Here is a 9,726-nt window from a genome sequence, read left to right on the forward strand (position 1 = left end):
TCGAGCCTGGAGCGAAGCGACGGCATCGAAAGGCCAATTCCGGCCTCGCCGACGCACTCCCGTACACGACTGCGCCGCCACCCGCTTACTTTCCTCCCCCCCGTTGGGGAGGTCCAGGAGGGGGTCACCCCCTCCTGGCCGCCGGAGGCGTCTTCTCCTTTCTCTCTCCCTCTCCCCCTCCGTCCCCATCTTCAACCCGCCAACGTCTGCTCGTAGATCGCTTCCAGCTTCGCGGCCACGGCGGGCCAGTTGAGCTCCTCGGCGATGAGCCTGTGCGCGTTGTCGTGCTTGCGTTGGCGGTCGGCGGTATCGGTCAGGGCCGTGACGACGGCCTGGCCGAAGGCGGTCGGATCGTCGACCGGGGCGGTGTAGCCGCAGTCGTAGGTTTCCATGATGCGTTTGATCTCGCCCACGGCGTTGGAGACCACCGGCACGCCCGAGGCGAGGTAGTCGCCGAAGCGGATGGGGAAGCGGGCTTTTTCGATGGGGTCGTCGTCCATGGGCAGGAGCAGGGCGTCGGCGGCGGCGAGGTAGGTCGGCACCTCGGAGGACGGTTTTTCGCCGACCTTGACGATGTCCGGGGCGAAGCGCTCCTCGTAGACGGCCATGCGGGCCTTGAAGACGTCGGAGATATGGAGCTTGCCGAGGAAGTAGAGCTTGAGGTCGGGGACGGTCTTGCGGGCCTCGGCGAAGGCGTCGAGCAGGGCGAAGAGCGATTCGGTGTAGGTGTGGCCCATGGAGAGGACCATTTTGGCGTCCGGGGCCAGGCCGAGGGCGGCGCGGGCTGCGGCCTTGTCCGGCATGGCGGCGGAGACCGTGGGGCAGTTGGGGATGTAGTGGATTTTTTCCTCGGGCAGGCCGGCGTCGCGGAATTTCTGCATGAGGATGGCGCTGGCGGCGGTGGCCATGTCGGCCCTGGCCGGCAGGCGCTCCTCGGTGAAGTCGTAGACGGCGCGCACGGGCGCGGGGTGGTGCAGGGTGAAGCCGCCTTTCCACATGTCGTCGTGGTCGAGGACGATTTTGACCTTGGGCCGGGCGATGGAGGTCAGCAGCGTCGGGAAGCTGATGGGGTGCAGGGGAAAGGCGAAGGCGTGCAGGATGTCCATCTGCTGGGTCAGGCATTCCCGGGCGTTTAAAAACATGCGCAGGGTGTGGCCGGTGTGGTAGGTGGCCAGGTTCACCCGCGGCAGGATGCGGATGGTGAGGCTGCCTTCCTTGCGGTCGCGGATGGAGAGCGTGGGCTCGCGCGAGGCGCACAGCAGCGTCACCTCGTGGCCGCGCTCGGCCAGGTGCCGGGCCAGGTGGTAGCAACGGAAATAGGTGCCGTAGCCCTCGGGATTGTGATTGAGGTAGAGGATTTTCATTTAGAGATTCGTTCTCGTGAAGAGTTTTTCGGGCAGCGCCCGCACAAGGCAGAGGATGGGCCGCCAGAACCAGGGGGTGTAGACCACGGATTTGCCGTGCGCCACGGCGTCTCGGATGTCGGCGGCCACGCGGGCGGGCGTGGCGGTAAGGAGCTTCGGCGTAGGGGCGGCGGCGGTCATGCGCGTTTGGGTCCAGCCGGGCAGGACCGTGACCACGTGCACCCCGGATTTGGCCAGCCGGTGACGCAGGCCCGAGAGGTAGGCGGTGAGTCCCGCCTTGGCCGCGCCGTAGAGGTAGTTGCTCTTGCGGCCGCGCTCGCCGGCCGGGGAGGACAGGCCGACGATGGTTCCGCTGCCGCGCGTTTCCATGGCCCGGGCGGCGATTTCGAGGATGGAGACCGCGCCGGTCAGGTTGACGTCGAGCGTCGCCCTGGCCAGGGCGAAGTCGCGCTCCCCGGCCTTCTGGTCGGGGTAGAGGCCGAAGGCCGCGACCACGACGTCCGGGGCCGGGTCCAGGGCGTCGTAGAAGGCCTGGTGGCCGGCGAAATCCAGGGCGTCGAAGGGGCGCACGTCCACGGCCGTGCCGCAGGCGGCCCGGATGTCGGCGGCGGCGGCCTCCAGGCGGGGCAGGTCGCGCGAGGCCAGGGTCAGGAGGGCGGCGTCCTTGTGGGCCAGCTCCCGGGCCAGGGCCAGGGCGATGTCCGAGGCCGCGCCGAGGATGAGCACGTGGGGCGGCGTGTCGGCGGCGGCAGGCTTCCTTTTGGGCGGCAGCAGCGTGTTTCTGAGCAGGCGCAGGCCGAAGCGGGCGTAGTTGGCGACGATCTTCGGGTTGCCGCCGGCCTGGAGGAGCTTTCTGCCGATGTAGGATGGGCGCAGGTGGAAATCGAGGAGCGTCTTTTTGCGGAAGGCCTCGATCTCCTCCATGGAGAGCCGAGTCGTGCCGACGGTCGGCGCGTTGAAGTAGTCCTTGCCGAGGACCGTGCCCGGGAGCAGGCCCTCCTCGCGGGCGATGTCGTTTAAGCGCGTGCCGTAATACGGAATGGCGATGTGCAGTTCCAGGAAGTCGTTGTCCAGGGCGAAGATGTGCTGGCGCGTGGCGTCGAGGTGCTCGCGGCCCTCCCAGGGCAGGCCGACGAGGAAGAAGCCGAAGGTGAGAAGCCCGGCTTCCTTGGCCCATTTCGTGGCCTGGAGGTTGTCCTCCACGGTGGTGTGCTTGCGGATGCGCGAGAGGGTCTCGGGGCTGCCGGATTCGTAGCCGAAGGCCACCAGCCAGCAGCCGGCCTTTTTCATGAGAAAGAGCGTCTCGCGCGTAAGCGGCTTGACCTTGGAGTTGGCGACCCAGCGGATTTTGCCGGCCAGGGGCGAATCGAGGATGGCCCGGCACACGGCGGCGGTCCAGTCCGGATCGAAGGTGAAGGTGTCGGACTTGAAGAAGAAGTCGCGGATGCCGTGGGTGAAGTAGCATTCGGACAGCTCGGCCAGGATGTTTTCCGGGGAGCGCAGGCGCAACTTTTTGCCCGAGATCTTCGGCGTCATGCAGAAGATGCAGGCCGAGGGGCAGCCGCGCGAGGTGGCGATGGTGGCCTGGGGCTCGCCGGTGTCGGGCCGGGCGTAGAGGGCGTTGTTGATCAGGCTGCGGTCCGGGAAGGGCAGGCTGTCCAGGTCCGTTTCCCAGGAGGCGAAGTCGGTCGGGGTCCAGACGCCGTCCTTCCTGTAGAGGATGCCCCGGATGGCGGGCACGGCGGCCGGGTCGCCGAAATGGGCGGCGGCGAGCCGGCCCACGATGAAGTCAGACTCCAGGCCGATCAAGTAGGTGACGTCGGCCAGGTCGAGCTGGTCGAGGAGCGCCCGGTCCGGGGCGAAGAAGATCGCGCCCTTGAGCATGACGCAAAGGCCGGGTTTTTTGCCCGCCAGCTCCCGGATCAGCTTCAGGTCGTCGAAGATGGTGGAGTTGGTGATGCTGACGAAGATGCCGTCCGGGTTTTCCCGGTCGAAGTCGGCCAGCAGGTCGGCGGGACTGGCGCGTTCGGTCTGGTAGTCGCGCAGGAAGACGGCGAAGCCTTCCTTTTTAAGCGTGGCGGCGGCGTAGCCAAGGTCGTTGGGCGCGCGCATGGACGTGGCCGTGGACTGCTCCACGTTGCCCTGGGAACGGTCTTCGCCGCGCTGGTAGAAGCGGCCCGGCGGGTAGAAGAGCATGATCTTTTTCATGGACGACCGGAATGCTCCATGTAGAGGATGAGGTAGCAGCTGGCGATCCAAAGGAGCAGCGAGGCCTGGATGAAGCCGTCGCGCAAAAGGACCAGGGTCGGCGAGCCGCTTCTGCACTCGACGAGCGTGATCTGCAAGTAGCGCAGCACGCCCATGATGACGAAAATCGCGGTCAGATACAACTTGTCCGAGCCGTGCTTGGCGATGACCTCGGGCGAGACCGTGTACAGGATGTAGCTCACGATGACCACGGCGGCCATGATCATCATGGAGGCGGAAACGAACTCCAGGTTGTAGCCGTCCAGCGACCGGCGGGTCTTTTCGCAGCCGGCGGCGGACAGGAGCAGGTCGTCGCGGCGCTTGGCGAAGCCGAGGAAAAGCGCCAGCAGGAAGGTCATGAGCACGATCCAGTGGCTGGGGGTCACGCCCGTGACCACGCCGCCGGCGAAGACCCGCAGCACGAAGCCCACGGCGATGCAGCCGAGGTCGATGAGGGCCTTGTGCTTGAGCGCGAAGCTGTAAAGCAGGTTGATGCCGAGATAGGCGGCCAGGATGGCGGCGAAGGGGCCGCAGCCCAGGACCAGGGTCAGGACGAGGCCGCCGGCGAGGAGTCCGGCCGCGAAGACGAGTCCTTCGCGGGGGGAAAGCGCGCCGCTGGCCAGGGGCCGGTTGCGCTTGGTGGGGTGGGCCCGGTCCTCTTCCACGTCCTTGAGGTCGTTTACGACGTAGACGGCGCTGGCGGTCAGGCAGAAGGCGGCAAAGGCCAGCACGGCCCGGGACGGGGCGTCCGGGCCGGCCAGCTTCCAGCCGAAGAACAGCGGCAGGAAGACGAAGGCGTTTTTGACGTATTGGTGCGGCCTGGCCAGCTTCAGGCAGGAGGCCAGCCGCGACGGACGGTTTTCCATGGTGCTCCGGCCGGCCGGCGCTGGTTGGCCGGCGGGCGGCGTCACCATAGCCGGGTTGCCCCGGCGGTTCAATCGTCGCTCCGCGCCCGGCCGCCGGGCCAGGGGACGAGCAGGGCGGCGCAGGCGAGCCCCAGGACGCCCCAGGCCGCCGCGGTCACCGGGCGCAGGCGGGCCATGGCCGCCTCGTCGCGAAAGACCAGGGAAGCCGGTCCCTCGGCCCCGGAAGGCAGGAGGTAGGCATTGAGGAAGCCGTAGCCCCGAAGGGGGACGACCTCCCGGCCGTCGGCCAGGCGCAAGCGCCAGCCCGGATGGAAGGATTCGGCAAAGACCAGGGTCTTGCCGCCGCTGCCCGGGGGCAGGTCCATCGTGTAATGGCCCGGGTTGACGCGTGCGTAGGAAAGCCCCGGCGGCGCGGGCGGCGTCGTCGCCTCCCGGGAAAGGGACAGGCGGTCCACGGCCACGGCGGCCGGGCCGGAAAGGGCGAGGCGCGCCCGGCCGTCGGCGTCCGTGGCCACGGCCAGGCCGGAGACGTCCAGCGCGCCGTCGGCCTCGAAGGTCAGCCGCCGGCCGTCCGGCAGGGACACGGCCGCGCCGGCCGGGCCGATCAGGCGCAGGTCGGCGACGTAGTCCCCGGGGACCGGGGCGGCGAGGTCCAGCACGGCCGGCAGCCGGGCCGCTGCGCCGAAGGAGAGCGTGGCCCCGCCCGGTACGGGCGTTTCGGCGACCAGGCGCATGGGCTGGTTGGGCGCGTTGGCCTGGGAGGAGAGCTGGGCCTGGCGCATGGCGAAGCGCACGGTCAGGGTGGTGGCCGGTCCGGGGATGCGGTGGGCTTCCCGGCGGCCGTAGACGTCCTCCCAGCGGTCGTCGGACTTGCCCTCGACGCGGAAGAGGGGCCGAAACGGTCCGCCGTCCACGGAGGCCTCGGCCGCGACAAAGGAGGGCGAGGCCTTGTCGCCGAAGAGCCGGGGATAGGCTTCCAGCACGACGTCATGGGCCGGCACGGGGAAGCGGACGGTGAAGGCGATCTCGCCCGGGGCGTCGCCCTCCACGGCCACCACGCCGCCGCCCATGGGATCGACGTCGCGAAGCTGGGCGTTTTCTTTGGCCGCGGCGACGCCGGCCTCGGCGGCGAGAAGCGGCACGGTCAGGCGCGGGGCCATGGACACGGCCGGAGCGGTCGTCGCCTCCTCGGCCTCGACAACGAGGGTGACGCCGCCACGCCCGGCCAAGGCGGCCACGGCGGCGCGGGCTTCCTCGAACGCCTCCTCGGGCACGGCGAGCACGCCCGAGACGTACGTGCCCCGGCCTGGCGCGGCCACGGTCAGAGCATGGGGCGGGCCGGGTTCGAAGGTGGCCGTGCCGCAGTCGATCCAGTCGAGTCCCCGGCCGAGGGGGCCGGCGTCGAGCTCGGCCACGGGCGCGCCGTCCAGGGCCACGACCGTGCGGCCGGCCAAGGGCGCGGCTCCCAGGCGCGCGAAGATGCGCCAGGAGCCGTGGCCGATCAGGGGGAATTCCGCCTTGCCCGGTCCCTGGCTGACCTTGCCGCCGCCGTCCAGGGCCGCCCCGCCCAGGCGTGGATCGTCGAGGACCTGGCCGGCGAGGTTGCCCCAGGAGCCGGCAAGTACGGCCTGGCGCGCCGGCACGAAGGCCTCGGCCGGGAGAAACGGCAGGAGCAGCTCCGGCCAGGACCGGCCGGCGACGGCCACTCCGGAGAGCGCATCGCCCAGGCGCTTGGCCTGGGCCGCGTCGAGGTCCGCGCCGGCGTAGAGGACCCGGCCGGGAAAGTCTCCGCCTTCGCCGTTGGCCAGGGAAAGGAGCAGGGGAAAGCCGCCGGCGGCCAGAACGCCCCCGTGCGCCAGTCGCAGCCGGGGTAGGGAATCGGCGTTGGCCAGGACCTCCACCGGCGGCGCGGCGAGGCTCGCGTCCGGGCGCAGGTCGGCCTGGGCGGCCACGAAGGGGGCCAGGATGTCGCCCGGGTCGAAGAGCGTCTCGGGGCCGCGCTTGGTGGTTGGCATCCAGCCGAAGGAGCCGTAGGACAGGTAGGACACGGCCGGGTCGTAGAGCACGCGTCGCACGGCGGCGAGGCCCAGCAGCCGGCCGAAGCGGTCCGTGGCCGGCCAGGGCCGCATGAGCACGGTCAGCAGGTAGCGCGAGAAGGGCTCGCCGATGAATGTCGGCCCCATGAGGGCGTCCTTGCCGAACATGGCGAAGTTGCGCGTGACGGCGTCGGCCGGGGACGCGGGCACGTCGCCCGTGGGGCCGGCGATGGTCGGCCAGACCGTCACCCGGTAGTCGTCCGGATCGGCGGACAGGGCCTTGGCCAGCGCGCCCTCGGCCGGGGAGACGGGCTGGGGCATGAGCGCCATGGTCTGGGTGGTGGCGTTTTTGGGCACGGCCACGGACCCGTTCCAGTAGGGCGCGAGGTAGACGGCCAGGCAGGCGGCGGCGAAGGCCCCGGCGGCGACGTCGGGCAGGCGGCTTTCCCGCCAGACGGCCCGGCGCGAGACGACGGCCAGGCCCATGGCCGCCAGCAGCGACAGGCCGGTGAAATAGAGCGGCAGCCAGCGCGCCGGCCGGGCCATGAGGTAGAAGATCATGGGCACGCGGGCCAGAAATTTCTCGTAAAAGACCGCTCCGGCCAGGGTCTTGGACCCGGCCATGCACGTAAAGCCGGCCAGCAGGCAGGCCACGGCGAACCACTTGAGCGCCCTGGCCGGCCCCCGGTAGGCCAGGCCCGTCAGCGCCAGGCCGAGAAGCCCCAGGGCGGCGGCGATCCAGGCGGGATTTTCCTTGAAATTGACCGGATAGGCGTATTCCGTGCCCATGCCGTAGTTGTCGGTGTGGCCGAGCATGGCTTGGCGGGGGGGCGCGGAGAAGTGGCGGTACATGCCGACGTAGTTCTCGCGCACGTCCTCGGCCGTCTGGTGGTATTTGACCGTGGCCCCGCCCCCGGCCAGGGACAGCCCGGCGGGCACGACCCAGTGCAGGGAAAGGGTCGCCACGGCCGCGCCGGCCACGACGAAGACGGCCAGGGGACGCAGGTCGCGCCGGCTGGCCGTGGCGGCGAGGGTAAAAAGCACGGTGGCGGCGGCGAAAAAAACGATGCCGAAGGGCGAGGCCGAGCAGGCCAGCGCCCCCAGCAGCCCGGCGGCCAGGGACAGGCCGAGCCGGCGGCGACGGCCGGCGGCGGTCACGGCCCGCCACAGCAGCCAGACGATCCAGGGCAAAAGCGCCAGGGCGAAGCCGGACTCCTGCACGTGGCCGCTTATGGCCAGGGTATACTGCCGGGGATTGAAGGCGAAAAGGAGCGCGGCGGCGAGCGACGGCAGCGCGCCAAGGCCCAGGGCGGCGCACAGGGCCAGGATGCCCGCGCCGCCGACCACGGCGTAGGCCAGGGGCAGGAACTTGGCCAGGAACGGTCCGCCGAGAGGCGCCAGGCCCTCGCGCACCACGATGTCGAACCAGCGGTTGATGCCGCCGAAGCCCCCGGGCGTGCCGAGGTCGAAGTGGGCGTTCCAGCCGTACTGGGAAATGACGGCCAGCCGCCTGATCTCCTCGGTGAAGGGCGGGGTGACGTTGTCCCAGTTCTGGTAGACGTGGCCCGGGGCGAAGAGGATGCCCCGGAAGGCAAGGACGGCGAAGAGCGCCACGACCCCGAGGGCCGCGAGCCGGCGCTTCACGGCGCGTCGTCCCCGCCGCGGCCAAGGCCGAGCACCAGGCGGGAAAGGGGGGTTTTGAACAGGGCGATGGTGCCGAGCTGGTGCACCAGGGCGTCGCGCCAGGTGTCGCCGCCCCGGCACTGGCGGCAGTAGTCCGTGGGCAGCAGGCAGCACTTGAGGCTGCGGCGCAGCCGCCTGCCGGCGTCGCCGTCGAGGATGCCGACCAGGGACTGCCTTGTTGCGTTGCCGAAGACGTTTTTACCGTCGTAGTCCTTGCAGCAGGTGGTCACGTCGCCGTTCCAGAGGATGCCGCAATGCCCTTCCAGGCCGTCGCAGGCCCCGATCACGCCCTTGACGAAGCCTTCCCTGCCGGCGTTTTCCTGGCTGACCCAACGGGAGACGGTTTCGAAGCGCACGGACACGTTGTCCGTGACCTTCACGGCATGGTTGGCCCGGGCGCGGTCCGGGGCGAAGGACACGGGCGGGACGAGGCCGGCCAGGAGTTCCGCCATGCGCGCCTCGACCCGGCCGGCGGACATGCGCCGGCCCATGGCGTCGGTGCCCAGGGCCTTTTCGTAGACCGTGTCCTTGAAGACCTTGAGGATGACGCGGCCGGGAAAGCGGGGCGTGGCGGCCACCAGCCGGCGCACGCCCTCGCGGTAGGCCGAGACGTCCGTGCGCGAGAGCTCGGCGAAGGCCGAAGCGTCCACGCCCCGGTAGCTGACGTAGAGCTCGTTTATGCCCGAGGCCGCGACGCGCTCCACGTTGGCCTCGGTGAGCCGGCTGCCGTTGGTGAACACGCGCAGGAAAAGCCCCAGCTCCCTGGCCCGGGCGGCCATGTCGAAAAGGCCCTTGTGCAGGAAAGGTTCGCCCATGAGCCCGAACTGGACCACGGGCGCGAGCCCGCCCCGGGCGATCTGCGTCAGCAGGGAGTCCATGAGTGCCGGGTCCATGAAGCCCTTGGGCCTGGTGATGGCGTCGCTCGGGCAGAAGGGGCAGGAGAAATTGCAGTGGTTGGTCAGCTCGATGATGACGCTGGCAAAGGAAGGGGCCATGGCGGGGGACATCAGGCCCGGGCGGCCGGTTGCGGCGCGGCCGCGTCCAGGAATTCGGCCGTGTACACGGCGGTTTCCTTTTTCATGATCTCGCGCCAGTCGTACTCACGCACCACCAGTTCCCGGCCGGCGTGACCCAGGCGGGCGGCCAGGTCGCGGTCGGCGATGAGCCGCAAAAAGGCCCGGGCGTAGGCCTCCACGTCGCCGCTCGGCGCGACAAGGGCGTTTTCGCCGTCCCGGGCGATCTCGCCGATGGCCTTGAGACGCGTCACCACCACGGGCTTGCCGCAGCCCCAGTACTCGAAGAGCTTAAACGACAGGTAATGGTCGTGGTTGAGCGTGGCCCGCAGGGTCATGGCCCCGATGTCGCAGGCGCAGAGCACGGCCGGCACGTCCTGGTGGGGAATCCAGCCGGGCAGGACCACGTTGTCGGCCAGGCCCAGTCGGTCGATCAGCGGCCGGCACACGCTGTCGAAATACGGGCTGCCGCCGCCCAGGATAAGGAGCCTGGCGTCCGGCCGCTGGGCCGCCACCT

The 9,726-nt window shown here is 70.0% G+C and carries 6 protein-coding genes; all 6 read right to left on the minus strand.

The window, feature by feature from the left end; all coding sequences use genetic code 11:
- Positions 1-191 precede the first annotated feature (191 nt).
- The gene (locus Q1K70_RS20040) at positions 192-1,364 is read right to left on the minus strand and encodes a glycosyltransferase family 4 protein (RefSeq protein ID WP_300163766.1); all 1,173 of its coding nucleotides are present in this window, start codon (positions 1,362-1,364) and stop codon (positions 192-194) included.
- Complete coding sequence (locus Q1K70_RS20045; protein ID WP_300163769.1) at positions 1,365-3,572, minus strand: SDR family oxidoreductase; 2,208 nt, start codon at positions 3,570-3,572, stop codon at positions 1,365-1,367.
- Positions 3,569-4,477, minus strand: coding sequence for a decaprenyl-phosphate phosphoribosyltransferase (locus Q1K70_RS20050; RefSeq protein ID WP_300163772.1), 909 nt, complete (start codon positions 4,475-4,477; stop codon positions 3,569-3,571). The genes Q1K70_RS20045 and Q1K70_RS20050 overlap by 4 nt, the downstream gene beginning before the upstream one ends.
- Positions 4,478-4,545: 68 nt before the next feature.
- Positions 4,546-8,157: a 6-pyruvoyl-tetrahydropterin synthase-related protein gene (locus Q1K70_RS20055; RefSeq protein WP_300163775.1), complete on the minus strand. Its 3,612-nt coding sequence runs from the start codon at positions 8,155-8,157 to the stop codon at positions 4,546-4,548.
- Positions 8,154-9,191, minus strand: a complete 1,038-nt coding sequence (locus Q1K70_RS20060) for a radical SAM protein (protein ID WP_300163778.1) — start codon at positions 9,189-9,191, stop codon at positions 8,154-8,156. The genes Q1K70_RS20055 and Q1K70_RS20060 overlap by 4 nt, the downstream gene beginning before the upstream one ends.
- An 11-nt stretch (positions 9,192-9,202) precedes the next feature.
- Positions 9,203-9,726: glycosyltransferase family 4 protein (locus Q1K70_RS20065; protein WP_300163781.1), on the minus strand; the 524-nt coding region annotated here is incomplete at its 5' end.

This window comes from Solidesulfovibrio sp., from assembly GCF_029978005.1.
Classification (GTDB): Bacteria; Desulfobacterota; Desulfovibrionia; order Desulfovibrionales; family Desulfovibrionaceae; genus Solidesulfovibrio.

Excerpts from the sequence above, each read along its gene's own strand:
- Q1K70_RS20040 (WP_300163766.1), bottom strand. The coding sequence starts at position 1,364 with ATGAAAATCCTCTACCTCAATCACAATCCCGAGGGCTACGGCACCTAT.
- Q1K70_RS20045 (WP_300163769.1), bottom strand. The coding sequence starts at position 3,572 with ATGAAAAAGATCATGCTCTTCTACCCGCCGGGCCGCTTCTACCAGCGC.
- Q1K70_RS20050 (WP_300163772.1), bottom strand. The coding sequence starts at position 4,477 with ATGGAAAACCGTCCGTCGCGGCTGGCCTCCTGCCTGAAGCTGGCCAGG.
- Q1K70_RS20060 (WP_300163778.1), bottom strand. The coding sequence starts at position 9,191 with ATGGCCCCTTCCTTTGCCAGCGTCATCATCGAGCTGACCAACCACTGC.